Annotated in this window: 37 protein-coding genes; all 37 read left to right on the forward strand. The window is 42.7% G+C overall.

Annotated features, from left to right (window positions below; translation table 11 throughout):
* The first annotated feature begins 37 nt into the window (after window positions 1-37).
* Window positions 38-1,294: a hypothetical protein gene (locus DW025_RS13120; protein ID WP_330522147.1), complete on the forward strand. Its 1,257-nt coding sequence runs from the start codon at window positions 38-40 to the stop codon at window positions 1,292-1,294.
* Window positions 1,291-2,889, forward strand: a complete 1,599-nt coding sequence (locus tag DW025_RS13125; RefSeq protein ID WP_120000267.1) for a DNA cytosine methyltransferase — start codon at window positions 1,291-1,293, stop codon at window positions 2,887-2,889. Before DW025_RS13120 ends, DW025_RS13125 begins: the two co-directional genes overlap by 4 nt.
* Window positions 2,890-2,905: 16 nt before the next feature.
* Window positions 2,906-3,586, forward strand: coding sequence for a BRO family protein (locus tag DW025_RS13130; RefSeq protein WP_120000269.1), 681 nt, complete (start codon window positions 2,906-2,908; stop codon window positions 3,584-3,586).
* An 87-nt stretch (window positions 3,587-3,673) separates the two neighbouring features.
* Window positions 3,674-4,186, forward strand: a complete 513-nt coding sequence (locus DW025_RS13135) for a hypothetical protein (protein ID WP_120000271.1) — start codon at window positions 3,674-3,676, stop codon at window positions 4,184-4,186.
* Window positions 4,187-4,485: 299 nt separating this feature from the next.
* Window positions 4,486-4,620 carry a DUF4837 family protein gene (locus DW025_RS15325; protein ID WP_165854792.1) on the forward strand — a complete coding sequence of 45 codons (135 nt, stop codon included), beginning with the start codon at window positions 4,486-4,488 and terminating at the stop codon, window positions 4,618-4,620.
* Window positions 4,621-4,626: 6 nt separating this feature from the next.
* Window positions 4,627-4,836 (forward strand): Lar family restriction alleviation protein, encoded by a 210-nt coding sequence (locus DW025_RS13140; RefSeq protein ID WP_120000273.1) that lies wholly within the window; start codon window positions 4,627-4,629, stop codon window positions 4,834-4,836.
* Window positions 4,826-5,092: a hypothetical protein gene (locus DW025_RS13145; protein ID WP_120000274.1), complete on the forward strand. Its 267-nt coding sequence runs from the start codon at window positions 4,826-4,828 to the stop codon at window positions 5,090-5,092. Before DW025_RS13140 ends, DW025_RS13145 begins: the two co-directional genes overlap by 11 nt.
* Window positions 5,082-5,786: a hypothetical protein gene (locus DW025_RS13150; protein WP_207666812.1), complete on the forward strand. Its 705-nt coding sequence runs from the start codon at window positions 5,082-5,084 to the stop codon at window positions 5,784-5,786. The genes DW025_RS13145 and DW025_RS13150 overlap by 11 nt, the downstream gene beginning before the upstream one ends.
* Window positions 5,776-6,201: a YopX family protein gene (locus DW025_RS13155; RefSeq protein WP_120000276.1), complete on the forward strand. Its 426-nt coding sequence runs from the start codon at window positions 5,776-5,778 to the stop codon at window positions 6,199-6,201. The genes DW025_RS13150 and DW025_RS13155 overlap by 11 nt, the downstream gene beginning before the upstream one ends.
* Window positions 6,202-6,207: 6 nt before the next feature.
* Entirely contained in the window at window positions 6,208-6,474 is a 267-nt protein-coding gene (locus DW025_RS13160) for a hypothetical protein (protein ID WP_120000278.1), read from the forward strand.
* A 4-nt stretch (window positions 6,475-6,478) separates the two neighbouring features.
* The gene (locus DW025_RS14910; RefSeq protein ID WP_165854793.1) at window positions 6,479-6,625 is read left to right on the forward strand and encodes a hypothetical protein; all 147 of its coding nucleotides are present in this window, start codon (window positions 6,479-6,481) and stop codon (window positions 6,623-6,625) included.
* An 11-nt stretch (window positions 6,626-6,636) separates the two neighbouring features.
* A complete protein-coding gene (locus DW025_RS13165; RefSeq protein WP_120000280.1) occupies window positions 6,637-7,083 on the forward strand; it encodes a hypothetical protein in 447 nt (148 codons plus the stop codon).
* A 199-nt stretch (window positions 7,084-7,282) separates the two neighbouring features.
* Window positions 7,283-7,504, forward strand: coding sequence for a hypothetical protein (locus tag DW025_RS13170; protein ID WP_118649416.1), 222 nt, complete (start codon window positions 7,283-7,285; stop codon window positions 7,502-7,504).
* Window positions 7,505-7,523: 19 nt separating this feature from the next.
* Window positions 7,524-8,114, forward strand: a complete 591-nt coding sequence (locus DW025_RS13175; RefSeq protein ID WP_207666813.1) for a terminase small subunit — start codon at window positions 7,524-7,526, stop codon at window positions 8,112-8,114.
* Window positions 8,104-9,507, forward strand: a complete 1,404-nt coding sequence (terL, locus tag DW025_RS13180) for a phage terminase large subunit (RefSeq protein ID WP_120000282.1) — start codon at window positions 8,104-8,106, stop codon at window positions 9,505-9,507. The genes DW025_RS13175 and terL overlap by 11 nt, the downstream gene beginning before the upstream one ends.
* 12 nt (window positions 9,508-9,519) lie before the next feature.
* Window positions 9,520-10,995 carry a phage portal protein gene (locus DW025_RS13185; protein WP_120000284.1) on the forward strand — a complete coding sequence of 492 codons (1,476 nt, stop codon included), beginning with the start codon at window positions 9,520-9,522 and terminating at the stop codon, window positions 10,993-10,995.
* Entirely contained in the window at window positions 10,985-11,671 is a 687-nt protein-coding gene (locus DW025_RS13190; RefSeq protein WP_120000285.1) for a hypothetical protein, read from the forward strand. Before DW025_RS13185 ends, DW025_RS13190 begins: the two co-directional genes overlap by 11 nt.
* Complete coding sequence (locus tag DW025_RS13195) at window positions 11,671-12,426, forward strand: hypothetical protein (RefSeq protein ID WP_120000287.1); 756 nt, start codon at window positions 11,671-11,673, stop codon at window positions 12,424-12,426. Before DW025_RS13190 ends, DW025_RS13195 begins: the two co-directional genes overlap by 1 nt.
* A gap of 3 nt (window positions 12,427-12,429) precedes the next feature.
* The gene (locus DW025_RS13200) at window positions 12,430-13,932 is read left to right on the forward strand and encodes a phage minor head protein (protein WP_120000289.1); all 1,503 of its coding nucleotides are present in this window, start codon (window positions 12,430-12,432) and stop codon (window positions 13,930-13,932) included.
* Window positions 13,932-14,099 (forward strand): hypothetical protein, encoded by a 168-nt coding sequence (locus tag DW025_RS14915; RefSeq protein ID WP_158576516.1) that lies wholly within the window; start codon window positions 13,932-13,934, stop codon window positions 14,097-14,099. The genes DW025_RS13200 and DW025_RS14915 overlap by 1 nt, the downstream gene beginning before the upstream one ends.
* A gap of 170 nt (window positions 14,100-14,269) precedes the next feature.
* Window positions 14,270-14,923: a phage scaffolding protein gene (locus DW025_RS13205; protein ID WP_165854794.1), complete on the forward strand. Its 654-nt coding sequence runs from the start codon at window positions 14,270-14,272 to the stop codon at window positions 14,921-14,923.
* A gap of 25 nt (window positions 14,924-14,948) precedes the next feature.
* Window positions 14,949-15,962, forward strand: coding sequence for a major capsid protein (locus tag DW025_RS13210; RefSeq protein ID WP_120000292.1), 1,014 nt, complete (start codon window positions 14,949-14,951; stop codon window positions 15,960-15,962).
* Between the two features lie 20 nt (window positions 15,963-15,982).
* Window positions 15,983-16,225 carry a hypothetical protein gene (locus tag DW025_RS13215; RefSeq protein ID WP_120000294.1) on the forward strand — a complete coding sequence of 81 codons (243 nt, stop codon included), beginning with the start codon at window positions 15,983-15,985 and terminating at the stop codon, window positions 16,223-16,225.
* A 12-nt stretch (window positions 16,226-16,237) separates the two neighbouring features.
* Window positions 16,238-16,771, forward strand: a complete 534-nt coding sequence (locus DW025_RS13220) for a hypothetical protein (protein ID WP_118649407.1) — start codon at window positions 16,238-16,240, stop codon at window positions 16,769-16,771.
* A 1-nt stretch (window position 16,772) separates the two neighbouring features.
* A complete protein-coding gene (locus tag DW025_RS13225; RefSeq protein WP_118649406.1) occupies window positions 16,773-17,111 on the forward strand; it encodes a phage head completion protein in 339 nt (112 codons plus the stop codon).
* A complete protein-coding gene (locus DW025_RS13230; protein WP_120000296.1) occupies window positions 17,111-17,593 on the forward strand; it encodes a hypothetical protein in 483 nt (160 codons plus the stop codon). Before DW025_RS13225 ends, DW025_RS13230 begins: the two co-directional genes overlap by 1 nt.
* Before the next feature lie 14 nt (window positions 17,594-17,607).
* Window positions 17,608-17,982: a hypothetical protein gene (locus tag DW025_RS13235; protein ID WP_120000298.1), complete on the forward strand. Its 375-nt coding sequence runs from the start codon at window positions 17,608-17,610 to the stop codon at window positions 17,980-17,982.
* 7 nt (window positions 17,983-17,989) lie between these two features.
* Window positions 17,990-18,643: a hypothetical protein gene (locus tag DW025_RS13240; protein WP_133302890.1), complete on the forward strand. Its 654-nt coding sequence runs from the start codon at window positions 17,990-17,992 to the stop codon at window positions 18,641-18,643.
* A 25-nt stretch (window positions 18,644-18,668) separates the two neighbouring features.
* Entirely contained in the window at window positions 18,669-19,184 is a 516-nt protein-coding gene (locus tag DW025_RS13245; protein ID WP_120000302.1) for a hypothetical protein, read from the forward strand.
* Between the two features lie 14 nt (window positions 19,185-19,198).
* A complete protein-coding gene (locus tag DW025_RS13250; RefSeq protein ID WP_120000304.1) occupies window positions 19,199-19,498 on the forward strand; it encodes a hypothetical protein in 300 nt (99 codons plus the stop codon).
* A 58-nt stretch (window positions 19,499-19,556) separates the two neighbouring features.
* Window positions 19,557-21,893, forward strand: a complete 2,337-nt coding sequence (locus DW025_RS14995) for a phage tail protein (protein ID WP_207666814.1) — start codon at window positions 19,557-19,559, stop codon at window positions 21,891-21,893.
* Window positions 21,886-22,710: a hypothetical protein gene (locus DW025_RS13260; RefSeq protein ID WP_118649399.1), complete on the forward strand. Its 825-nt coding sequence runs from the start codon at window positions 21,886-21,888 to the stop codon at window positions 22,708-22,710. Before DW025_RS14995 ends, DW025_RS13260 begins: the two co-directional genes overlap by 8 nt.
* Window positions 22,701-23,651: a hypothetical protein gene (locus tag DW025_RS13265; protein WP_120000306.1), complete on the forward strand. Its 951-nt coding sequence runs from the start codon at window positions 22,701-22,703 to the stop codon at window positions 23,649-23,651. Before DW025_RS13260 ends, DW025_RS13265 begins: the two co-directional genes overlap by 10 nt.
* A gap of 16 nt (window positions 23,652-23,667) precedes the next feature.
* Window positions 23,668-24,705, forward strand: a complete 1,038-nt coding sequence (locus DW025_RS13270; protein ID WP_120000307.1) for a hypothetical protein — start codon at window positions 23,668-23,670, stop codon at window positions 24,703-24,705.
* Between the two features lie 10 nt (window positions 24,706-24,715).
* Window positions 24,716-24,991: a branched-chain amino acid ABC transporter permease gene (locus tag DW025_RS13275; RefSeq protein WP_120000309.1), complete on the forward strand. Its 276-nt coding sequence runs from the start codon at window positions 24,716-24,718 to the stop codon at window positions 24,989-24,991.
* 15 nt (window positions 24,992-25,006) lie between these two features.
* Complete coding sequence (locus tag DW025_RS13280; protein WP_120000311.1) at window positions 25,007-25,339, forward strand: hypothetical protein; 333 nt, start codon at window positions 25,007-25,009, stop codon at window positions 25,337-25,339.
* The coding region (locus tag DW025_RS13285) for a GH25 family lysozyme (RefSeq protein ID WP_279221686.1) at window positions 25,336-25,640 on the forward strand (305 nt) is incomplete at its 3' end. The genes DW025_RS13280 and DW025_RS13285, both read left to right, overlap by 4 nt.

A 25,640-nucleotide genomic window follows, 5' to 3' on the forward strand; every position in this document is an offset into this window, starting at 1 on the left:
GGCCGGGGTAATGCTATAGCGGGTTCCTGAGAAGTGAATGAACGAAGACTTAATAACGAGAATTTTTGGAGAGGATGGCGAACTTGACAGCCCGGACGAGGGCTTAGAGGAATACAAGAAGCGCAAGAAAGAAGCCAGGGAGAAGATGATAATGCTCCAGAGCCAGCCGTATGAAGTTAAGGTGCGGCGATCCAGACTTAGAGCTGAAGAGTTCATGGAGCAGATGCGGATACGAGACAAAACGGCTCATGTGAGTGTTGGCGGTCTTGACAGTATTACATTACACGTATTCCTGAAGTCGATAGGGATCAATGTTCCAGCGGTCTCGGTTTCATCTCTGGAAGATAAGAGTATACAGCGGGTACATAAAGCTCTTGGAGTGACAATCCTGAAACCGCTCAAGACAAAAGTTGAGGTACTCAATGAGGTTGGGTTTCCGGTTATCAGCAAGAGGATAGCGGGCAAGATAGCACTGCTTCAGAATCCGACTGAAAACAATAAGACAGTTCGACATGCAATAATCACAGGCGAATGTGGAGAGCTTGGACACTTCCGGAAGAACAGCCGCATGAAGTTGCCACAGAAGTGGCTTAACCTGTTCGGAGGATATGAGAACGAGAATGAAGGTGTTATGTATTACAAGCCAAATTTCAAGGTGTCAAATGATTGTTGCTATTGGCTGAAAGAGAAGCCATGCGATGACTGGGCTAAGGCTCATTCAAGCTATCCGTTCCTTGGCATGATGGCATCCGAAGGTGGACAGAGAGAAGAAGCTCTCACAGATCATGGGTGTAATTATTACGGCAAGACAGTAATGAGATCAGCGCCATTTGCACCATACCTCAGAAATGACATATTGAGACTTGCTCAGGAGATGGACACTTGGTATCACGCACATACAGATGTGTTTGCAAAGCTTTATTATGAGCAGCCATACAGTAAGGATAAGGCTGGCAACACAATACCTTACGAGCCGGTTGAAGCGATCATACCGGCTATATATGGACAAATACAGGATGATGGACACGGCAATCTCAGAACGACAGGAGCGCAGCGTACAGGTTGCAGCATGTGTGGCTTTGGAATCCATATGGAAGAACGACCACACAGGTTTGATAGACTCAGAGAGAGAAATCCAAAGGAATGGGAGTTCTACATGTACAGGTGTTGCACGGATCCAGAGACAGGAGAAAAGTTCGGCTGGGGAAGAGTCCTAGATTATATCGGAGTGCCGTGGGAAGATGTACCGGCGGTACAGCTGAGTATATATGATTACCCGGAGGTGCTGCCATGATAAACGGAGAGCTTGTTGTTGATAACTTTGCCGGAGGCGGCGGGGCATCAACAGGAATTGAGATGGCTACAGGATACAGCGTTGATATAGCTATCAACCATGACCCGGAAGCCATCAGGATGCATAAGGTCAACCATCCAAACACAAAGCACTATTGTGAGAACGTGTGGGCGGTTGACCCTGTGAAAGCCTGTGAGGGACACCCGGTAGCTCTTGCCTGGTTCTCACCAGACTGCAAGCATTTTTCAAAGGCCAAGGGTGGCAAACCAAAGGATAAGAACATCAGAGGGCTTGCATGGGTAGCTTGCAGATGGGCGGCTCTTGTGAGACCGAGAGTGATCATGCTGGAGAACGTTGAGGAGTTCAAGACATGGGGCCCGCTCAACAGAGGACATCATCCGATAAAGGCAAAGCAAGGAGATACTTTCAGGAAGTTTGTAAAGCAGCTCAATGAGCTGGGATATGAGGTACAGTTCAGAGAGCTTGTGGCGGCAGACTACGGAGCACCGACTAAAAGAAAAAGGTTCTTTATGATCGCAAGGTGTGATGGTGCACCTATCATGTGGCCAAAGCCTACGCATGCACCGGCAGACAGTGAAGAGGTCAAGGCGGGACTGCTCAAGCCTTATGTTGGAGCATATACACAGCTTGATTTCAGCTTACCTTGTCCGAGTATCTTTGATACATCAGATGAGATCAAGGAGAAGTATGGCATCCGGGCGGTGAGGCCGCTTGCACCAAAGACTATGCAGAGGATTGCAAGAGGGCTGAAGAAGTTCGTTCTGGATAATCCGGAGCCGTTCATCATCCAGTGCAATCATGGCGGCGATAGAAAGCCACAGGACATAAGAGATCCAATGCCGACGATTACAGGGAAGCACGGATATGGAGTTGTAGAACCATATATGGTTCAGATAGGTCAGACTGGATTCTCTGCAGATCGTAGCAAAGATGTGAGAGAACCACTTACTACTATTGTCAGCAAGAATGAGCACTGTCTAATAAGTCCTACACTTATTCAATATCATTCGGAGACCAATTCAGACGAGGTGCGAGGTCAAGGTATAGAGAATCCGATCATGACAGTGGACAGTTCAAACAGATATGGCCTTGTGACTTCGTTCCTCAGTAAGTTCTACAAAACAGGAATAGGACAGGATGAGAGAGAGCCGCTGCATACAGTTACAACATCAGCCGGACATTTTGGAGAGGTCAGAGCATTCTTGATTAAATACTACGGAGAGGGTACAGGGCAGGATATAGAACAGCCACTTGACACAGTGACATCAAGAGACCGATTCGGCCTTGTAACAATCCAAGGTGTTGAGTATCAGATAGTGGACATTGGTCTCAGAATGCTTGAGCCAAAGGAGTTATATGGGTGCCAAGGGTTTCCGGATGATTACATCATAGATCATGACAACACAGGTAAGACATATTCAAGAAGTGAACAGGTTAAGAGATGTGGAAATGCAGTCTGTCCACCTATACCGGCGGCGATGGTGAGATCAAATCTTCCGGAGCTGTGTGTAAGGAAGAGGATGCCAAACATGAGGATAGGCGAAGAAGAGAACGGACAGTTGTGTTTTGTATAGATAGAGGAGGTATGGAATGAACGATTTGAAGATATTTGAGAATAAAGAGTTTGGAGAGATAAGAACAGTAGTAAAAGATGGTGAGCCTTGGTTTGTAGGGAAAGATGTGGCGGAGATACTAGGACATAGTAATCCACAGAGGGCTTTGAGAGATTATATTGATGATGACGACAAAGGGGTGACAAAAATTGTCACCCCTGGAGGAACTCAGACAATGGCAATAATCAATGAATCAGGTTTGTATAGCCTCATCTTATCGAGTAAACTCCCAAATGCCAAGAAGTTCAAGAAGTGGGTGACAAGTGAGGTGCTTCCATCAATTCGTAAGACAGGTGGATACCAGAAACCACTTACCTCACAGGAGATGATGCGGCTCCAACTTGGAATGATAGATGATGTATCTGACAGGGTAACAAAGCTGGAAAACACAATGACAATAGATTATAGCCAGCAGAAAACCCTTACAGATCTTATGTCATCTACAGTAGTAACATGGCTCGGTGGAAAAAATACATGCGCCTACGAAGAGTTATCAAAGAAAGTATTTGCAGAGATTGGCAGGGATTACAAAGACTATTTCAATGTAAATGCAAGGGCTAATACACCTAGTCTCAGGTTTGAGGAGGCTGTTGATTACATCAAATCATGGAAACCAAGCACAAACACTTTGAAGTTGATCAGTTCATTAAACATATGAGCAGAATAGTAGCACATTGATAATTGAATAATGATGGTTGGAATGATACAATATTAATAAATTTTATATAACTAGGGGGGGAGCTATATGGCATTTTTTATGAGTATTGTATCAGGTGTAATTTCAGGTGTTATATCATCTGTTTTTATGAATTTTTATTATTGGAACAAAAGTCCTAAAATAATTATATCAGACAAAATTGCAAAAAATGATAAAGATGAATATAGGGTAAAAATAGTGAACTTATCAAAGTTTTATGTTACAAATGTTTTTATACAAGCGCAGTTAATAACGGTATATAATGGCAACGGGGGAAATATACTAAATGCTATCAATTTAGATATTCCGTACAAAAAGATACAAATAATTGCACCTTATGATAAGAAAGATACTAATGCTACATATGCGGTTAGATTTATTTTACCTAAGGCTTTAGAAAATTTGTGGACAGAGGATGAACATACAAATTTAAAGTTATCTATATATTGCAGTAATGAACATAACAATTCTAGTAAATTATATGAACAAATTTATTATAAAAAGAATGATAGCATAAAGAAGGGTGAGTTTGAATTTGGGAAATCTACAGAAATAAAATAAATGATAAAAATACCAACCATCATTATTTAATGGTTGGTATTTTTTTGCGCAAAAATATGGATAAGGAGGAGACACATGACAGAATTTGAGATAGATGCCACGTTCAACATCATATGCCGACCGGGGCGGATGGTGAGAATACTCACGAAGAACGGAAAAGAGGAGAATGTCCCGGTGAGGGTTTGAAAGCGCTGGACAATCATCAAGGCAATGAGCACCATGTGCTGATGCAGAGCGAAAAGGGCTACCTGATAGATATTGTGCCAATTGTGGCCAGAAATTAGATTGGAGTGATTGAAATGGATATAGCTGAAATCATAGAACAGATTGCTGATTATTTAATAGAAAATTCCGAAGATATAATATCTTTACTCAAAGAAAAGGAACGGGATGAGCTTGCAGACCTTATCTATACAGAAATAACAGAGGAGTGATGAAGAATGAATGAAGAATTAAAGCCGTGTCCGTTTTGCGGTGGGAAAGCTGAAATGAATTATGAACGAATTCCGGGAGAAGATAAGGGATTTTGGGCACAGATTATCTGCAATAATTGCCACGGAAGAAGCGGTGGAACATGGGCGGGTTCTTATAATGCCGCAGAGAGAAAAGAAATTAAAGCATGGAACAGGAGAGTGAACGATGAGTGGTAAATATGTAAGGGTAGATGATGTGATGGAACTCATAAATACTTCTAATCGTGGAACCTGTGATTACTTTATCGTAGATCAGATTGAAGAATTATGCAGTTCAGAAAAAATATACGATGTGGATGCGGTTGTGGAGCAGTTAGAAAATGAGCGAAAGTTTTGGGAGAATGCATACGACGGGAATTTGGGAAAAGAGAAAGCAAGAAGTTATGGGCATGCAATCGAGATTGTGAAAGGTGGCGGTGTAGATGTCAATTAAACCAATTTTATTCAATACACCGATGGTTCGGGCAATTTTGGACGGGAGAAAGAGTTGTACCAGAAGAATTGTGAACCCACAGCCGCAAGGCAGACTGTGCTATACATTCGCAGGGGGTGATTGCGGTACCTGGGGATATCCAAGTAAAACAGCATATGAAAACTGGGGAGATGAATACAAACTTCCAGAGGATATCACGGATGAAGAACTAAAAAGAAGGTGGAATCCACCATATCACACAGATGATATCCTGTATGTCCGGGAAACATGGCGCAAAGGATTAGAACGGTATATCTACCGTGCGGACTACTCCGATACAGAGAAGTTTTACCGGGGTGGAAAAGAAATTGAGATGAAATGGCACCCATCCATCCACATGCCGAAAGAAGCGGCACGAATCTGGCTTAAGGTTACGGATGTGAGGGTGGAGAGGTTGCAGGAGATTACAGAAGAACAAGCATGCATGGAGGGCACAGACCCTTGGGATGAAGCATGTTATGAAAACAACGGATGGCATCCAACGCTTTCGGATCCAGATAGTGGTGGAGACCCTAATATGATCGATGGATTTCATAAACTTTGGAACTCCACCATCAAGAAATCCGACCTTGATTACTACGGTTGGAGTGCGAATCCGTGGGTGTGGGTAATAGAATTTGAACGATGCGAAAGAGGTGGAGTAGATGAAAGATAGATGCCTATTCAAGGCGAAAATTTGTAATGGAGAGTGGGTTGCAGGATTTTTACATTGTAAGGAAAATAAATGGTATATCAGCAATAAAGCAGGGGCACCATTTGCATTTGAAGTGCGACCAGATACTATCTGTCAGTGCACAGGCTTGAAGGATAAGAACGGCAAGCTGATATGGGAAGGTGACATTATTTTGTTCCAACGAGATAATGATGATTGTCCATTCCCGGACAAAGATACAAAGAAAAGACTTGGAAAAGTATTTTATAAAGATTTTAGGACAACTTTTGCTATCGGAATGGGAGAGAGTGGAAGTGGGTCTTTGAATGATGATTTATGGAAATATGTTCAAAACGGAAATCGAGTTGAAGTTATTGGCAACATATTTGATAATCCAGAATTGATAAAGGAGAGGTGATACATAATGGCATATGCAGGCAAATGCGATAGATGCGGCGGGTTCTACGACCTGCCGTTTGAACATGGAATAGCTATAAGAACAAGAGTAGTTGATGTATTCGATGACCCGGTGGAATCGAAGAACCTTTGCCCGGACTGTCTGAAAGAACTTCACAGTTTTCTTGGGGGCACAGAGCTTGCCAGTGAAAAACAGGGCAAGGACCAGATAGGATTCAGAATGAAGATGGATCCTGACAACCATTTGATGAACAGATTCATGCGGAAGGAGTGAGAGGATGGCAAAATCAGATAGAAAGCTACACGAAGCAAGAATGGCGGGTGCTGCATGGCTGATGAATGTCATCAAGACACAGATGGAAGCAGCAGAGAAAAAACTAAAGACCAGAGGAGCCATGTTTGTTCCGCTTGAGGTCAACAAGTAGGAGGTGAGGCGGTGAAAGCGAAAGAGTATCTAAATCAGGTCAAAATGCTTGAGGATTACATGGACAGGTTAAGCAATGAATATTTCAAGATGAAAGAACTTGCAATGAATCCGGGGGGATTTGACTATTCAAAGGAAAGGGTACAGTCCAGTGCCGTGGCAGATACTATGAGTCGTACAGTTGGCAGATATGTTGACCTTGAAACTGAGATGAATGAATGCAGAAAAACATTTGAAGATTTCCGAAATAAAGCAGTTCACCAGATGTGTCAGTTGCGTAATACGAAGTATACAGAGATACTGTATCAGAAGTACATAAATTATAAATCGTTAAAGGATATTGCAGAGGAGATGGAATATTCATATGACTGGATAAGACATGCTCATGGCTGGGCTCTGCAGGAGTTCCAGCGGACATGGGGCGATTATCTAAAATCTGACACATTTATAGCACACTAAAAGCATTGTACAAACACATGGTTGTGCTGTAAGATAGACCATGAAATATTGATTCATAAGGGACATGACCGTTCGCCATAATCGGTTGTGTCCCTTTTCTTATGCCCAGTGGTTAAAAATGTAAACTCCTTAAGTTAAATGTGAAAATGTCGTTGTTGATTCTCTCCCCCACTGGGCTATTTTGTTTGAGGTGTGAGATATGAGTAAGATTAAAAGGTTTGAGGTCGTGAGACCTGAATATAGTTTTGAATACATACATCCGATACTTGGCAGGCTGGCTTTACCAATAGCCATGATAAAGGTGATGGTTAAGTGCACTAAGATATACAAATTTCAGCCAACTATAAATTGGGGTGGAGAGGTAAAGAATGTATGTAAACCGCTGTACAAGATTGTGATTCCGAAGAGAGTGAGAAAGTAACAGAAAGAAGGTGTGACATTTGGGAGCAATAACAGAAAAGCAAAAAAGATTTGCAGATGAATGGCTGGTTGACCTTAATGGCACACGAGCTTATAAGGCTGCTTATCCATCTGTGAAAAAAGACGAGACGGCAAAGGCCGCTGCAAGCAGATTGTTAACTAATGTTAACGTCAAAGTATATATTCAAGAACGTCAGAAAGAGCGTGAAAAGCGCACAGAAATAACTCAGGATAGCGTATTACATGAGCTTGCACTTATCGCATTTGCAAAGGCATCTGACTATGCAAGAGTAGTTGAAAAGGATGCCATGGTAGAAGTTGATGGGAACATGGTCCCGGTACTTGACGAGGACGGCAATCAGGTGAAATACAGGACAGTAGAGCCTATTCTGACAGATGAACTGACAGAGGATCAGAAGAAAGCTATTGCAGTTATAAAAAAGGGTCGAGATGGCTTTGAAATAAAGCCTTATAGCAAGATACAGGCGTTGGAGCTCCTGGGTAAGCATTTGGGTATGTTCACAGAAAAGGTGGAAGTGAAGAATACCACACCAAATGTATTTGAGGGGCTTACAACCGAAGAATTGAAGAAACTTATTGATGACGTTTGATAGACATGACCCTTTATTACAGCAACAGCTAAAGATAGAGCTATCAAGGAGAGAGTTCTGGCAGTATTGCAAGCTGACCTCTCCTGACTTCTACAGTAACGACAGAGCGTTCTTGCATGATCTTGCGGATAAGCTGCAGTGGTTCGTAGAAGAAGCAGAGCAACAGATAATGGTGGTGAATATGCCACCAAGACACGGAAAATCACGAACAGCTACTAAATTTGTTCAGTGGTTATTTGGTAAATATGGTATAGACAAAAAGGTTATGACAGGATCATATAATGAGACCCTGTCAGGAACATTTGCAAAGGCTGTCAGGGATGTTATAGCAGAAAAGCCTACAGAGGGCATTCTGACATATGGAGATATATTCCCTGACACAAAGATAAAGTATGGCGAGGCTGCAGCACAGAAATGGAGTCTTGAGGGCAGTCAACAGGCCAATTACCTTGCAACTTCTCCGACAGGTACAGCAACAGGATTTGGCTGTAATATCATGATAATAGATGATCTTATCAAGAACAGTGAGGAAGCCTACAATGAATCAGTATTGCAGAAGCAGATTGACTGGTTCAACAATACAATGCTCTCCAGAACAGAGAATGATTTTAAAATCATCATAATTATGACAAGATGGTCAACAAAAGATCTTGCCGGATATGTACTTGCCAACTATGACAATGTAGTTCATATCAATTACAAGGCAGTACAAGACGATGGGGCAATGCTCTGTGAAGCTATCCTGTCATATAAGGATTACAAGATAAAGACCAAGAATATGAACAAGGATATAATCCTTGCAAATTACCAGCAGGAGCCTATAGATGTCAAGGGCAGACTATACAGTCATATCAAGACATATACGGATATTCCGAGGGATAGCAAGGGTAATAACCTATTCAAATATATATTGAATTATACAGATACAGCAGACACAGGTGGCGATTACCTGTGTTCTATTTGTTATGGCATGTATGAGAGTACATATTACATACTTGACGTTTTATATACAAAAGAGCCAATGGAAGTTACTGAGCCGGCAACAGCTCAGATGCTGACAAACAATAACGTTGGTAATGCTTTAATAGAGAGCAATAATGGCGGTCGAGGATTCAGCAGAAACGTTATAAGAGAACTGAAATCTTTGGGAAATACTCACACTAAAATACAGTGGTTCTTTCAGTCAAAGAATAAGACATCAAGGATCCTGTCAAATAGCACAGGAGTAATGCAGAACGTTCTCTTCCCTGTGAATTGGGAAGACAGATGGCCAGATTTTGCGGAAGCAATAAGGAAGTATCAGAAAGAGGGTAAGAATGCTCATGATGATGCTCCGGATGCTCTGACTGGTGTATATGAGAATGATAAGCCTAAGGGAACATGGCTGGTATAGAGAGGTGAAAAAATGCTAACCCCTGACGAGATAAAAGAATTGATAGACAGTGACCGCACATCAGAAAAGAAGCAGTTCGCCCGGACAGGCGAAAGATACTATGACGGCGATCATGACATAGAGAAGTATAGATTGTTCTATTACAATGCGGACGGCGAACTGGTAGAGGACAAGACTAGAAGCAATGTGAAGATACCGCATCCGTTCTTCACAGAGCTGGTTGACCAATGCACTCAGTATATCTTATCAGGGGATGGCATTGTAAAGTCCAACGACACTGAACTGCAGAAGCACATGGACAAGTATTTCAACAACAATGATGAGTTCATGTCTGAGCTTTCTGACGCTATCACGGATATGCAGGTCAAAGGCTTTGCGTATATGTACGCATACAAGAACGCCAAAGATATGATGTCATTTGCCAATGCTGACAGTATCGGAGTTATTGAGGTAAGAGCTAAGGACACAGATGATGGCTGTGCATACACGATTTACCACTATACGGACAGGATAGACAAAGGGCACAAGACTATTGAGAGAATACAGGTCTGGGATGATAAGCAAACATATTATTATGTTCAGGTTAATAATGGGGCGGTGGTGTTAGACGATACTGAACCAATCAACCCAAAGCCTCATGTACTTTATACAAAGAGTAATGGAGATAAGGCCACCTACTTTGATGGATTTGGCTATATTCCATTCTTCCGGCTGGATAACAACAAGAAGCAGTTCTCAAGCCTTAAGCCTGTAAAGCCACTCATAGATGACTATGACCTGATGGCCTCAAGCCTGTCAAACAACCTCATAGACTTTGATTCCCCACTATATGCTATCAAAGGCTTTCAGGGAGACAACCTGAATGAGCTTCAGACAAACCTCAAAACAAAGAAGATCATAGGTATAGGTGAGGATGGTGACGTAGATGTCAAGACTGTTGACGTCCCATACCAGGCAAGGCAGGCTAAGCTGGAGCTTGATGAAAAGAATATATACAGGTTTGGCATGGGGCTGAATACCGCCGGACTCAAGGACACATCAGCAACTACGAATATAGCCATTAAGGCGGCCTACTCATTGCTTGACCTTAAGGCAAAAAAGATAGAGAAAGCTCTTAGAAAGTTCTTGAGGAGGATAGTAGAGATTGTCATTGACGAGATCAACAAGGCTGAGAACAAGGCATATAAGGCCGAGGATGTTTATTTTGAGTTCGCTCATGAGATTATGAGCAATGCACAGGAAAATGCACAAATAGAACTTACAGAGGCTCAGGTAAGGCAGACAGAGATCAATACAATACTTAATGTTGCAAGCATACTTAATGATGAGACTATTATCAAAGCTATCTGTGATTGGCTTGATATTGATTATGAGGAGATCAAGGACAAGCTGCCTAAGAATGAGGAGGAGAACACGGAAGAGGCTCAGAAGGTGCTTGATAACATCAATACAGATGTCGAGAACGGAGGTGGAGCAGATGGAAAATAAAAGATACAAGATAGATTTAGATACAAGAGCGGTGAAGATGCCGGCTGGCGAGGTCATCGGTGTATATCATGACAAAGATGTAAACCGGCTGACATTTGAAGTGCCGGCAACGTATAAGGGCATAGATCTCACTGAATATCAGATATCAATCAACTATGTGAATGAAGAAGAGCAGAAAGATGTGTATTTTATAGAGAATTATACACTCTCTGATGATGCAAGCATTATAACCTTTGATTGGCTTGTTGGTGCTACTGCATGTACAGTGCCGGGCAATGTCGGCTTCACTGTATGCTTCAAGAAGCTTGATAGTGAGGGTAACATCATCAACGAGATCAACACCAAGCTCACAAGAATGAAGGTTCTTGAGGGCTGTGAAGCAGTTGAGAGTGAGATTGAAGAGCGGTATATGACAGATCTTGCAGGACAGCTTTACAAGGAACTTGATGAAGTAAAAAAACATGGCAGTGATGTCAAAGGAAGGCTTGCGGCGGTCATCACTGAGAAGGGAGTGCCGACCGCAAGCAATGAATCTTTTGATGATGTGATTGCTAATGCGAAAAAAATTAGTACAGGAGCGTATGGGATGATTATTAATACATCTTTATATACAAAACCATATGGGTATGTATGCGGCATATATGGATTATTGCCAACAGAAACGGAGGTTAGTTGATGGGATATACTGTACAAAGAATAAGACTGGGAAAAAAAGAGGCGGATTCAACGTTTTACAATGCGGACGTAAATGACGCAAAAATGCAGGAGATTGCGGCAGCCCTTGGCATGAAACTAAATATTGTAGAGTCTAACACTACGTGGATATTATACATGGGAGATGATGAGCACAACACAACAGGTTTTAAGTTTAGTCTTTCTGGAGCTAATCTGATTATGACAACTGTGATTCAGGGGGCTACTCCGTCCACATCTACATATTGTTATTCGTATAACATGAGTTTGACTAGATCAGCCAATAGTGGTGCGGCTAATGCATTTTTGCATTTTGTATCATGCAAAGAAGGAGTGGTATTCGGAATTGGAATATTCAGTGAGGGATCTAACATTACTGATCTATTACATATCGTATTGCCTGCAAAAGATCTAAAAACAAATGAAGATAGAATAGCTTATATGTCATTCACTTCTGCTAGGTACATCATTTATTCTGATGTGGATGAGGCATCTCATTATGCTCATGCATGGAGTCAAGATAGCAACATACATGACGTGGTAAGTCTTGCTCAATATGTGTATCCTGCAGGGTATCTCGCTATTCCATCAGCATACTATATATTAGCTGGGCCAGATGTTGCATCAGGTGTTTCTGGTGAAAGTTTTATTATAAATGACCAAGAGTATTTCATTCCAGGCAATACAAGTTCAATTTGGAGAATAGCAATAGAGCTACCAAAATCAGAAGAGAGTTAACATATGAATAAAGCACAAAAGCAAGTAACTAAAGCTCAACTGAATAGAGAAAAGCAGGCAATCAAAGAACTCAAACAGGTATATCAGCGGGCATTGAGAGATTGTGAGCAGAAGATAAGAGAGCTTTCAGAACGAACTGATATGGAGAATCTGCAGAGCATCATCTATCAGAAACAGTATCAGGAGGCTTTGAAAGCGCAGCTTGAGGGTGTTCTGAGTAACCTGCAGTCTAACTCATATGCAACTGTGTCTGACTACCTGACGAAGTGCTATAGAGACGGATACACAGGTGTCATGTATGACCTGCAAAAGACAGGCATCCCAATCATCATGCCGATAGATCAGGCGGCAGTTGTGAGAGCTATTCAGACGGACAGCAAGCTCAGTAAGTCGCTCTACGACAAAATGGGCGAGGATGTGACATACCTCAAGAAAGCGGTCAGAGCAGAGGTATCAAGAGGCATTGCAAATGGCTCAACGTGGAATGAGGTGGCTGGTAAGCTCTCAAGACACATGGCAAATACTCCATTTCAGAAGGCTTATAACAACTCTATCCGCATTGCGAGGACTGAAGGGCATCGTATACAGGTACAGTCAGCGCTGGACGCTATGTATATTGCAAAAAGCAAAGGGGCAGATGTATTGAAACAGTGGGATGCCACTCTTGACGGAGCAACGAGAGAACATCATCAGATGCTTGATGGACAGATCCGGGAAGTCGATGAGCCCTTTGAGGTTGGTGGTCGTAAGATTAAGGCTCCTGGAATGTTTGGAGATCCGGCGGAAGACTGTAACTGTCGTTGCTGTCTCTTACAGCGTGCCAGATGGGCGCTGGATGATGAAGAACTTGAGACACTGAGGGAGCGAGCGGAATACTTCGGGTTGGATAAGACAAAGGATTTTGAAGAGTACCAGACGAAGTATTTTAAGGTGTCGTGTGAGATTGAGCATGAAAAAGAACAAAGTAAACCAAAATATATTTATAAAGATACAGTTATTCATAAAAAAATAATAGAATCTCCGGATTACAGAAGAAAATTCAATCAAATATCAGATAGTGATAGGGTTAATAGAATCGCATGGCAGCGATCAAAAGAAATGTTAACTCATCGTTCGGGAACAAGATACGAGGATATTGCATTTGTTGACTATATGACTGGAAAATCTAAAATAAATAAGGAATATCATGAGGAAAGTACAGCAAAGCCAAATAAGGCAATGATGGAAATGTTAGCCAACAGCAGGCCAAATACAATCATAGCAATCCATAATCACCCGGGAAGTGGCGTGCCAAGCTTGGCAGATTTAATGGTTTGCCAAAAACGTGCTTATAAATTTGGACTAGTCGCATGCCACGACGGGAAGATATATAAATATTCAGTGGATAAAGAGAAATTTAATGCGCCAATAGCGTCATCTGCACTTGCTCAATTAGAGATAAAGGGGTATAATGACGATGTAAGAAGCATATTTGAAGATGCTGGAGTAAAAATGGAGGTGCTGTGATGGATAAAGAGATAGAATATCAGAGAATATGCGATAAACTCGGCTTTATTCCATCGGAATTTAAAACACCTGATTTTGAAACAGAGGATGATTCTTGGGTTAACCCTTTTTCAGCTTTGACAGTTGAAGAAAACGTTTTTTTGTATGAGAATGGATATTTAAAATAAATAATTAAAACATAATATTTAGCTAATTCAGACCATGATAAAAACATGGTCTTTTTTTATGCCCAAAATCGGCTTAAGGCAATAAAACTGTGACCGACAAAGAATAAACTCCGGCAAGAGTGATAACTACCATGTGTGGCTACGATTAAAGCCAAGAAAGGATGGAAACGATGGAATTAAAGGAACTGTTAGGAGATGACCTGTATAAGCAGGTGCAGGCAAAGATTGACGAGAAGAACGGCGCTGAGACAGATAAGCTCAAGCATGTAAGATACACAGATCTGTCCGAGGGCAAGTACGTCAGCAAGGAGAAGTATGATTCAGAACTTGAGAAGCTCAACGGACTGATCACCGGCAAAGACACGGAGATTGGCAATGCAAATAAGCTCATTGAGGAGCTTAAGAAAGCTTCCAAGGGTGACGAGGGCATGCAGCAGAAGATATCAACTTATGAGACAGAGAATGCAAGGCTTCAGAAAGAGCTTGAGGAGACTAAGGTCAACTCAGCTATCAAGGTGGCTCTGCTTGAGGCTCATGCGGTTGATACTGATTATATGACCTATAAGATCAAGACGGCCCTCAAGGAGAAGAATGAGGAGCTTAAGCTTGATGATGAAGGTCATATCAAAGGTTGGGACAATATACTCACAGACTTAAAGACACAGTTCCCGGCTCAGTTCACAGCTTCATCCAGCTCAGATGATGGCAAGAGGAACATCATTGAGAATAAGCTGCCAGATGGGAATCAGGGCAATACGAATGCAGAACCTAAGGACCTGGCAGAGGCATTGAGACAGAAATATGAAGGGAACAATACCCAGTAATAAGTAGAAAGGAATGGTGAAAACTATGACAATGACATTAGAGGAAATCAAGAAGGGTATGAGTGATAAGGTATTCTCACAGATCGTGGATATCTTCCTCAGACAGTCAACAATACTTCAGATGCTCACATTTGATGACTGTGTATCAGCATCAGGTGGTGGCTCAACAATGAAGTACAAGTATCTCAGAAAGGTACTTCCAGCAACAGCAGAGTTCAGAAAGATAGGTGGCTCATATACTGCTTCAGCGGCTACTAAGCAGGAGTGCGAGGCTAATCTTGCAATCATGGGCGGAGCAGTTCAGATGGACAGAGTGCTCAACAGGGTAGCAGGTAACTTTGACAATATGGCATATCAGATAGAGGAGCATATCAAGGCAGTGGTAAACCTCTTCCACTATACACTGATCAATGGTGATGCAACTACAACAGCATCAACTGATCACCCTGAGTTCCAGGGACTTGATTCCATGCTTGCAGGAACCACGACAGAATACGGCACAGACAAGGCTATTGATCTGTCATCTATCACAGCAATCAAGTCTAATGCTGATGAGTTCTATGAGGCACTGAGCCTTCTTGTCAAGACCACAGATGCTGATGCGGTGCTCACTAACACAGAGATGATCACCAAGATTCAGACAGTGGCTCGTATCCTTGGATACAAGACAGAGAGTGAAGAGGCATTTGGAAAGCGTGTCACCACCATCGATGGTGTTAAGCTTGTTGATATGCAGGACTATTACACTGTAAGCGGCGGCTCTGCAACTACTGGCCATGTTGTCAAGAAGGGACTTTCAAGAACCATCGCAAAGGAGAGTTCGGCAACAACCGGTCTTACAGACGTCTATGCAGTCAAGTTTGACGTAAACGATGGATTCCACGGAATCAGTCTGAACGGCGGTTCTGTAATCGATCAGTATCTTCCAAACTTCAACGAGCCTGGTACAGTCAAGGATGCCGAGGTTGAGATGATCGCAGCTACAGTCCTCAAGAATACACAGCATGCAGGTGTACTCAGAAATATCAAGATTGCATAAGGAAGGATGGGTGATTGAATATGGCAACAAAGGAAACGAAGACAGCAAATCAGACAAGCGAAGTTATTGAGCCTGTAGTGGCAGAGCCAAAGACAGAGAGTGAGTCTACAGGCTGGACAGTATCTGTCAATAATAGCACTGCTTACTGTGGAATTGGCGCCGGTGGTGTCCAGTTCGCAAACGGAAAGGCAGAGATCACATCAAAGCGTATGGCAGATTGGTTCATGGAGCATGACGGATATACTGTTATCCCTAAGAAGTAAGGCGGTGGTCATATGATCATGACTGTCGAAGAGTTGAAAAAGTATGTAGACACCGAGGAGAAAGATTCAGTGCTTGAGGCTAAGCTTCAGGCACTGGAGCTGTTGATCCGGAAGTACACAAACAATAACTTTCAGGACAGGAACAGGCGGTTTGTGGCTCCTGTGGACGCTGTGACAGGCTTTCAGTATGCATCTGAGCTGTTCAAGGTTGGCGACACTATACAGGTGTCAGAGTCACGTTACAACGATGGCTTGTACACCATCAAAGCTGTGGATATGGACAATGGACATATAGAGGTGAATGAGGAGCTTGTAAGCGAACCGGTCGCCATGGTGACAAAGATAGTATATCCGATGGATATCAAGCTGGGAGTTGCCAACATGCTTTCATGGGACCTGAACAACAGGGATAAGGTTGGTGTGCAGTCTGAGACTATCAGTAGGCACTCTGTGACCTATTTCAATATGGATGGCGACAATTCCCTCATGGGATATCCAAAGTCGCTTCTTGGCTTCTTAAAACCGTACATGAAAGCGAGGTTTTGAGATGCGAGGAATAGGCGGAAATGCAGTTGCAGATATACAGGTTAAAAGCATAACCAGAAATGAGATAGGCGAACAGGAAGTCACATGGATATCTGAAGATACCTTGACCGGATGGCTTGACCTCTCAGGCGGTGACAGTAAGTACACAACATACAATGCCAAGGTGCAGGAATCCACGCATATGTTCGTGGCTGATTATAAACAGCTCAGTGACATGATCAAGGCTGAGAACAGCCGTATGGTGGTTAATGGCCAGGTATATGACATCATGCTGATAGATGATCCGATGGGGATGCATGAGCAGCTTGAGATATATCTGAAGTATACAGGAGGGCAGTAATGGGAAATGTGGAGTTCACAGACAACAGAATAAAGGTTGAGGCAGCTCTGAATGATGCTATTGTTGCATTCCTGTATGAAGTTGCTGTAGAGGTTGAGGCTCAGACAAAGATAGCACAGACAAGAGTTGATACAGGTCACACCAAAGGCGAATGGACTCACTATGTCGATGAAGATAAGGGTGAGGCTGTAATTGGAAATCCTAGGGAGAATGCTATCTGGGAAGAATACGGCACAGGCGAATATGCTTTGAAAAAGAATGGCCGTAAAGGCGGATGGTGGGCTCCTGTGGGACCTGATGGAATGAGCTTGAAACAAGCCAGTAAGTTCAGTAAGGTAAAAAAGGATAAGGCAGGAAATATAGTAGCTGTTTTTACCTATGGTAAGAAGCCACTCAGACCTTTACAGAAAGCCTTTGACAAGACCAAGAGCAAGATCATCAGGCGACTTGGCTCTATTCTAAATCAGACGTTCAGTGAGTAAGGCGGTGATGACGAATGACGACAGAGACATTATCATATATCAATAGCGTACTCACAGATGAGCTTGAGATTCCATACGCATTCATGGAGTGGCAGGATGATCCACCAAAGGCATACTTTGTTGGTGAATACTCCGAGGGTGATACTCCTGAAGAGGATGGATGTCAGGAAATAACATTCATCATAGACGGCTTCACAAGAGGCTCGTGGTTCAGCCTGGAGAAGTACAAGCAGAAGATAGAACAGAATATTGAACGGACGGCAATTCTTGCAAGTGGTGCGGGGGTTGCCGTTTTTTATGGGAATGCGTCACCGGTACCAACAGGGGATGCAGAACTCAAACGTATACAGATCAATTTGACTATTAAAGAATATAAGAATGGAAGGTGATTATATCATGGCAGATACATTAACTTTTGAAGAGTTTAAGTCATCCGGTATCACAGACAAGACACCGAAGAACATTGTGTTTGGTGCTGGAACTATTCACAAAGGCTTGAAGTATGACGCATCAAAGAAGGCTTGGAACTTTGCAGAGTCTCTGATTGGTGCAACATCCGGCGGCACAAAGCTGTCAATCAAACCTGAGCTCAAGGATATAGAGGTTGATGGTGAGCTTGTTAAAGTTAAGGAGTTAACAGTTAAGACAGGCGAGACAGCACAGATGGATACAAACATGGTGGAGCTGTCGCCTGAGACGATCAAGATGGCTATTATCGGACAGAATGGCACATCAACAGCGGAAGGATACGATGTGATCGAATCCAAGGCAAGAATTGAAAAGGATGATTACATTGAGAACTTCGGATACATTGGAAGATTCTTAGATGGTCGTCCTGTTATCGTGATCTTTGACAATGCGCTCTGTACATCAGGCCTTGAGATAGAGGGCAAGAACAAGGAGAACGGCACATTTGCGCTGACAATGGAGTGCTATGCGGATCTGTCACCAGCAGCTGATACACTGCCATACCACATCTATTTGCCTACCGGCACGACAACGGAGCAGGTTCAGCAGTCTATAGATTCCAGTACAGAAGTAACAGACTAATTGACATAGAAAAGGAGAGATAATCATGGGAACAACCGAGATAAAAGAGAACAAAGATATAGAAGCAGTAGAGAATGCCGAAGTAGTTGAAGATACTGAGGCAGTAGAGGATGTGCAGGAGATCAAGCCATATACACTTAGAAATCCCAAAGCAACAGATATCGCTTCATTCCTGAAGCTGTTCAGCAAGCTGGGGGTAAAGGACTTCAAAGATTCATTCAGCGGCAATGGGTTCAAAGAGCTCATTGCGAAGGAACGTGAGAAACTTGCTGGTGATGAGGATGATGAGGACACATCGAAGTTCCTTGAGAATGTGGGTGTTGGCCTTGCGTTTGAGCTTGTAGATGTGATACTGGCTAAGCTGTCAGACTGTCAGCGTGAGGTATTTGTCTGCCTGTCACACCTGTCAGGAATGACAGTGGATGAGGTAGCAGATCTTGACCTCTCTGTGTTCACACAGATGTTATATGATGCGGTCACACTTCCGGGCTTTGCGGATTTTATCAAGGTTGTTTCAAGATTGTTCGAGAAGAGACAGTAGGCTATCTCAAGTTCATGGATCTGATATTTCACAGATATGCGGATCCGTACACTCTGCTTGATACGATGATAGACAATCAGAGCTTTGATGAGTTTGTATGCACGTTTGTGCGTCTTGACGATGATGATAAGCTCTGGGATATGTACATTCACAAATGCTGGGAAAACATATCATTCAATGACTTCAAGGCAAGGCTGTATGGCACATCAGGTGGCAGTTCACAGCCGGTCAGATCAGGGGCATTTGAAAGCAGAGACGAACTTGAAACAACCATAAAGGATTCCATGTCGATCATAGAGAATTTTAAACCATAGGGGCACACAGAACGTGTGTCTCTATTTTTTTATTATCGAGGAAAGGGGGTAGACCCTTTTGGAAGTATTTAAGTTACTGGGAAGAATCGCAGTATCAAATGAGGATGCGAATGAGAAAATTGAAGAGACTGGCGACAAGGCAGAGAAGACAAGCAAAAAGATGAGTTCTGTGTTTGGCAATATCGGCAAGTTTGCGCTCAAGGCAGCAAAGGTCGCCGTGGTTGCAACAATGGCTGTGGCTACTGGAATAGCTGGCATTACTGCTAAGGCTGTAAGCGAGTATGCGGATTACGAGCAGCTTGTCGGTGGTGTTGAGACGCTGTTCAAGGACAGTTCAGATAAGGTTGTTGAGTATGCAAATAATGCATATAAGACGGCGGGACTGTCGGCGAATGATTACATGGACACTGTAACGAGCTTTTCAGCTTCGCTGCTGCAAGGTCTGGAAGGTGATACAGCACAGGCAGCTGAAGTGGCAAACACAGCTATTGTAGATATGGCTGATAATGCCAACAAGATGGGAACTGATATGGCATCTATACAGAATGCATATCAGGGCTTTGCTAAGCAAAACTACACGATGCTTGATAACCTTAAGCTTGGTTATGGCGGCACTGCATCCGAGATGGCTAGACTTATCAATGATTCTGGTGTACTTGGTGACACCATGACTGTGACAGCAGATAACGTCAATAGTGTGTCATTCGATAAGATGATTGAGGCTATTCACACCGTTCAGGTCGAGATGGGAATATCTGGACTTACTGCTGAACAAGCGGCTGAGGCAGTGAAGAATGGAACCATGACGCAGGAAGAGGCTCTTGCAGCTATGGGAACCACCGCAAAAGAAGCGGCCACGACAATACAGGGTTCCATCGGCATGATGAAGTCCGCATGGACGAATCTGCTCATAGGTATGGCTGACCCATCTCAGGATATGGGAGTGCTGATGAACAACCTTGTTGATTCGGCTATGGCTGTAGCAGATAATCTTGTACCAAGGATAGCCGATACACTGCCGAGGGTGGTTACAGGTATATCAAGTCTTGCACAGAAGCTGGCACCATACATACCGCCTCTTATTGAGCAGTTACTGCCATCGTTGATGCAGGGAGCGACATCGTTGTTGTCTGAGGTGGTCAATAATCTGCCCGGAATACTTGAGACATTACTGCCCGGCATAGGTGGGGAATTGGGACAGTCGATATCAACCGCTCTAAATTCTATTTTTAGCACCCTGACATCGATTTTACCATCGATTCTGCAGTTGGTTGGACCTGTGCTGACAACACTGACAACACTGCTTAATCTGCTTTTACCACCGATGATGCAGATTATTCAGGCGGTTTTACCGCCACTTACGAATCTGATCAATATGCTTTTGCCGCCGGTGACTCAGATTATTCAGTCTTTACTGCCTGTTTTGATGGCTATTTTGCAGCCTATACTTGAATTGTTACAGCCGTTTTTGGATATGTTGACACCGATTATCGACTTGGTAATGCAGGTAGTCACACCGCTGACAGATCTTATCAATATGATATTACCACCACTGGTGGAATTACTTTCGATGCTGATGGAAGATTACCTAAATGTGCTGCAACCAATCCTTGAATGGTATTGTAAGATGCTTTCAGGAACGCTTAAGTCTGCTATCAAGTTGATAGTTAAAGTGATCAATAACTGTAAAGAATCATTTGCTGCGGCTTGGCGGGGAATCAAGAAAGCATGGAACGCGGCACCAGAGTTCTTTAGTGGAATATGGTCAAGTATTAAGGGCACATTCTCTGCCGTAGGCACATGGTTCAGTGATATATTTGGCAGAGCTTGGGCTGGTATAAAGAATGCATTTTCACCGATGGTGAATTTCTTTAGCTCCACCTGGCAGAAGATCAAGAATATATTTAGCAAGGTCGGAACAGCAATAGCGGACGGATTATCTGGTGCTGTGACATCAGCGGTCAATGCGATACTTAGTAAAGCTACAGGGATTATCAATGGCTTTATCCGGGCAATCAATTCGGCTATATCAGTCTTGAATAAGATCCCAAAGGTGTCGATATCGAGAATAGATGAGCTTGACGCTCCGCAACTTGCTGAAGGTGGTGTGCTTAAGCGTGGTCAGGTTGGTATCCTTGAGGGTAATGGAGCTGAGGCTGTAGTGCCACTTGAGAAGAATACTGGTTGGATCAAGAAGGTAGCCGAGGATATGGCAGAGGCTACAGGTGGAGCAGTGACTGGTGATTCGGAATCACTGAAGGTACTTTATAAGATACTGGAGATTATAAGACACATAGATGACAACATGTATGAGTGGATACTGACAGCTCTTACAGAGGGTGTGAGATTGAAACTTGATGGCAGAGAGTTCGGAAGGATGGTGAGAAATGCTTGAACAGCTTAAATATGTGAATCATCTCGGTGAGGTTATAGAGTTTGGCAAGAAAGGAACATTTGCAAACAGTAATGATCTCAGAGATTATGAGTGGACATACGACAGCAGCAGAAACCGTGCTGAGAATTTTAGAAAAGGGGTGGTCTCAAAGACCATCCCTATTGTTATATCTGCGGCAAATAAGAAAAAGTGTACAGATATTAAGAATAGGCTGTATGAGGTTTGTGAGAAGGATATTATAGCAGAAAAGAAGGGAAGGCTCTATATAGGAGATTACTATCTTGAATGCTATGTGTTTAGTTCGGCGAAGAGCAATTATCTTGACGTGGCTACATCGATGAATCTGTCACTTAAAGTAGTAACAGATGGTGGCAGATGGATGAAGGAAGAGTTGCACAACTATAAGCATGTACCAGATGAGTTTATTGAAGGTAAAGGCTATGAGTATTGTTATGAATATGATTACAACTCAATTTCTGACAATATCAGTAAACTAGAGGTAGATGACTTCAGAAGCTGTGATTTTGTACTCAGCATACATAGTGGTGCTGTTAATCCAGTCATATATGTTGACAATCATTACTACAGCGTTAGGTGTGTTGTTGGCGATGGAGATAAGATTGTTATTAATTCTGCAGAGCTTACGATAACTCTTGTGAAAGCAGATGGAACACAGGAAAACATGTTCAGATACAGGGACAAGCAAAGCGATGTGTTTGAAAAGATATCCCCCGGGAATCATCGTGTGATGTGGAATGGAAGCTTTGATTTTGATTTAAGTGTAATACATGAGAGAGGTGAACCAAAATGGACATAAGGTTGATATACACTGATGCAGACAGGGTAGAACAGGGATATCTCAAGAACTTCAATATAGATGTGGATGTTGCAAAGGATAAGGATTTCGAGGTCACTGTAGCGCAGGATAACAACATCCTGCAAGGCGGTTCTTGGTGGTATATCAACAACACTGAGTACGGCGGAATAGTTGATAATGTCGGTGTGGTGACATCCGACAGAGAAATCAAATACACTGGCCGAAATCTCAGAGGAATCTTGTGTGACAAGATCATAGAGCCTCCGGCGGGGACGGATTACAAGATTGTATCAGGTGATGCAGTTACAGTGATCAATAAGCTCATTGAAGTGGCTGGACTTAGCAGCATATACAGAATGACAGGCGAATCATGGAATGTACAATCATTTCAGTTCAACAGATATGTGAGTCTCTATGATGGCATATGTGCGCTGTTGAGCACCCAGAACAGGGTTCTCAGGCTTGCGATTAAAGATGGATATGTGACTATGAGTAGTGCGGTGCCTTACGATTATACAGAGGATAAGGATTGTATGAGATCGGATATCAACTACAATATCACACAGGTCAAGAATGGATATAATCATCTTATCTGCCTTGGTCAAGGCGAGCTCAAAGACCGTCAGGTGCTGCACTTGTACGTTGATAAGGTGGGAAATATCACTGATACGCAGACATATAAAGGTTTGGAAGAACGCACAGCAATATATGATTATAGTTCGGCAGCAAATATTGATGAGCTTAGAACAGGCGGTATAGCAAGAATACAGGAGCTTAATGTGGACAGCTTAGATATGACACTCCCAGATATGTCAATGCAGATAGGCGATATCACAGGTGGCACAGAGAAAATCACAGGAGCAACAGTAAAAAAGCAGATAACAAATATCATAGCGAAGATAGATGATAACAGCATAGACATTGAATATTCAGTGTCATAGAAGAAAGGCGGATTTTATGAAGATAATAACAGGAAAAACAGGGAAACCACATGTAACGAGTGCAGATGATAGAGCCTTGCACAGAGCAGAATGGGATGGCGATGGATTTTTGTCGGTCTCCCAGCCACCAGTGCTGGTTAATTCAACGACACTTAGAGTATATCCGTGTGACATTATGTTTCAGGGGTGCCATGCTAGGGTTACAGGTACATATGAAGATCTTACTTTCCCTAGTGGAGAAACAGGTAAAAAGCGAGTTGATATTCTTGTTGCAAGATACACGCTGTCAGAGGAAGGACTTGAGGATATGTCATTGCTGATCTTGACAGGGCAGCCTGTAGAATCCTCACAGGAGCCACAATCACCTGTGTATGAAACTGGCATAATAGCAAATAATGTAAGTGTCGCCGACATGCCGCTTTACAAAATTATACACGATGGAATAAATGCGAGTGGGCCGGTTGCGATTGCATCAATTTTCCCCCCACTTAGTAATAAATATACAAAGGAGGAGTCAGATTTAACGACAAAGAATATCAACCAGGCGATATCGAAAGCCGAAAAAACAGCGGCAGAGGCTACCGCAGAGGCACAGTCTATTGCAAATGACGCAGCATCAATGGCTGAGGAAGCTATAGGTAGGGCTGAGGAAGCGAAGGAAACAGCAGACACTGCATTGTCGAAAGCGGATAATGCACAGAACACGGCAGATGCTGCAAAAACAGATGCTGCTAATGCGCAAAGCTATGCGGAAAAAATTGCAACAAAGAGCCTTGTTATATCTGATATAGTAGGAGCAACAGCGACTATACCAGGAACTGACGCAGGAACAACACTTCAATATGACGTTACAGTAGAGTTGCCAAATAATACGGGTAGAATACTAGTAATACCTAAAAATATCCCTAGTGGTGTCACATACATGGGATATGAAGCTTCTTCAATGAATCAGACTACATATTCGATAACTGTAAAAGCAAAAAATACAAACAAAGCAGATTCAAATATAAGCTTAGTTGTAGTAGGAGTTGCAAGACCTAAGAATCTTATATAGGGGGTTGAGCATGTATATAAATTTTGAAACAATAATTCAGGTTGGGAAGGTACTTGGAGCTCTTGTACTGATAGGAGGGATACTCATATCAATATATGAATGGTATTCCAGGCAGAATGAACAGGATGTGGAGATTAAGAAGATGAAGGAAGAACAGTGTCTGCTTACATATGGTACACTTGCATGCCTGAAAGGTCTCAAGGAACTTGGATGTAACGGGCCAGTCACAGAAGCAATCGACAAGATGGAAAAGCATTTGAATAAAGCAGCACATGATCAGGAATAGGAAGGAGATATAATCATGGATAAGTTAGCAATATTATTATTGGTTGTTGCAGCAGTTTGCACGTTAATCACAGTTATCACAGAGTTTACAAAAGAGGTTGGAATACTGAAGAAGATTCCAACCTCTTTTCAGGTGCTTATAACAAGTCTCATCATATGTGAGATATGCTTGTTTGTAGCATTATCATATTTCGATATTCGGCTGCTATGGTATTACCCTGTAGCTGTATTCTTTGGTGCTTTTATTATTGCATTCATCTGTACCAGAGGATGGGACTATCTGATCGAAATATTTAAGCGATTTTACAGAGGCGGAGATATGGAGAGAAAGGAGCGTGATGGGAAATGAATGGAATAGACATCAGCGCATGGCAGGGGGATGCAGGCATCAACCTTGCTAAAGTGCCGTTTGACTTTTGTATAATCAAAGCGACAGAGGGAACAGACTACAAGAACAGATACTTTGCAGCGCATTGTGATGCTGTTTTGAAGAAAAAGAAGCTGCTGGGTGCATACCACTATGCAAATGGCGGAGATCCACAGAAAGAGGCTGACTACTTCCTGGCATACTGCAAGAAGTATATTGGCAAAGCCATCCTTGTCCTTGACTGGGAGGGGCAGAATAATCCGCAGTTTGGCAGAAGTGACAG

Source organism: Coprococcus sp. AF38-1, from assembly GCF_003603945.1.
Lineage (GTDB): Bacteria > Bacillota > Clostridia > Lachnospirales > Lachnospiraceae > Coprococcus > Coprococcus aceti.